This window comes from Inquilinus sp. (assembly GCF_057815775.1).
The window spans coordinates 1-1,518 of record NZ_JBYRFX010001143.1 but is presented as its reverse complement, the minus strand read 5'-3'; the positions used below and the strand labels follow the sequence as shown (position 1 = coordinate 1,518).

General features: G+C 72.9%; 2 protein-coding genes. Both read left to right on the top strand.

From position 1 onward, the window contains the following. Positions 1 to 16: 16 nt before the first annotated feature. Positions 17 to 514: a molybdopterin-guanine dinucleotide biosynthesis protein B gene (gene mobB, locus AC3XYG_RS40565; protein WP_489145595.1), complete on the top strand. Its 498-nt coding sequence runs from the start codon at positions 17 to 19 to the stop codon at positions 512 to 514. 3 nt (positions 515 to 517) lie between these two features. After that, positions 518 to 1,518: molybdopterin molybdotransferase MoeA (locus tag AC3XYG_RS40560; protein ID WP_489145594.1), on the top strand; the 1,001-nt coding region annotated here is incomplete at its 3' end.

Here is a 1,518-nt window from a genome sequence, read left to right as displayed (position 1 = left end):
GCCCAGGACCGCCCCTATGCGCGTGCTGGGCATCGCCGGCTGGAGCGGCAGCGGCAAGACCACGCTTCTGGCACAGCTGATTCCGGCCCTGGTCGGACGCGGCCTGCGGATCTCGACCATCAAGCACGCACATCACGATTTCGATGTCGACCAGCCGGGCAAGGACAGCTGGCGGCATCGCGAAGCCGGGGCGACCGAGGTGCTGGTCGCGTCGGACCGGCGCTGGGCGCTGATGCATGAGCATCGCGACGCGGCCGAACCGCCGCTCGATGTGCTGCTGGCCAAGCTGGAGCCGGTCGATCTGGTGCTGGTCGAAGGCTTCAAGCGCGACCCGCACCCGAAGCTGGAGGTCTGGCGGGCCGCCACCGGCAAGCCGCCGCTCTACCCCGACGACCCCACCATCATCGCCGTGGCCAGCGACGACCCGGTTACCGACCGGCACCAGCTGCCGATCGACGACATTGCGGCGATCGCAGATTTCGTGATGGCCTTCACCCATCCCAAGGCGGCCTGAGCCATGGGCCGTCCGCCTGACGCTTCGTTGCCCGACGACTGCTTCGCCGTCGGCGACCGGCTGCTGTCGATCGAAGAGGCCTTGGCCGAATTCCAGGCACGGCTGGGCTCGGTCACCGGCCACGAGACGGTGGCCCTGTCCGCGGCCGAGGGCCGGATCCTGGCCGATGCCCTGGTCGCCGACCGGTCGGTGCCGCCGCACGACAACGCCGCGGTCGATGGCTATGCCGTCCATTTCGACGACCTGCCGCCGGGCCGGCCGGTGACACTGCCCGTGACCGGCCGCGTCGCCGCCGGCCATCCGCTCGGCCGGGCCGCCGGGCGCGGCGAGGCGATCCGCATCTTCACCGGCGCGCCGATGCCGGCCGGGCCGGACACGGTGGTGATGCAGGAGGATTGCAGCGTCGCCGGCGATGCCGTGACCATCCCGGCCGGCCTGCCGCGCGGCGCCAATGCCCGCCGGGCCGGCGAAGATATCCGCAGCGGCGACACCGTGCTGACGGCCGGCCGCAGGCTGGGCCCGGCGGAGATCGGCCTTGCCGCCTCGCTCGGCCGCGCCACCCTGCTCGTCCGCCGCCCGCTGCGGGTCGCCCTGGTCTCGACCGGGGACGAGGTGCGCGACCCTGGCGCGCCGATCGCCGAGGGCCAGATCTACGACGCCAACCGCCATGTGCTGGCGGCGCTGCTGCGCCGGCTGGGCTGCATTGTCATCGACCACGGCATCCTGCCGGACCGGACCGAGGCGATCCAGGCAGGGCTGACGACGGCTGCGGCGGGCGCCGATGCGATCGTCACCTCCGGCGGCGTGTCGGTCGGCGACGAGGATCACGTCAAGCCGGCGCTGGAGGCGGCGGGCGGCCGGCTGCATCTGTGGCGCCTGGCGATCAAGCCGGGCCGGCCGGTGGCGCTGGGCCAGATCGGCGACGTGCCGCTGCTGGGCCTACCCGGCAACCCGGTCGCGGTCATGGTGACGTTTCTGCTGGTTGCCCGGCCGATCCTGCTGCG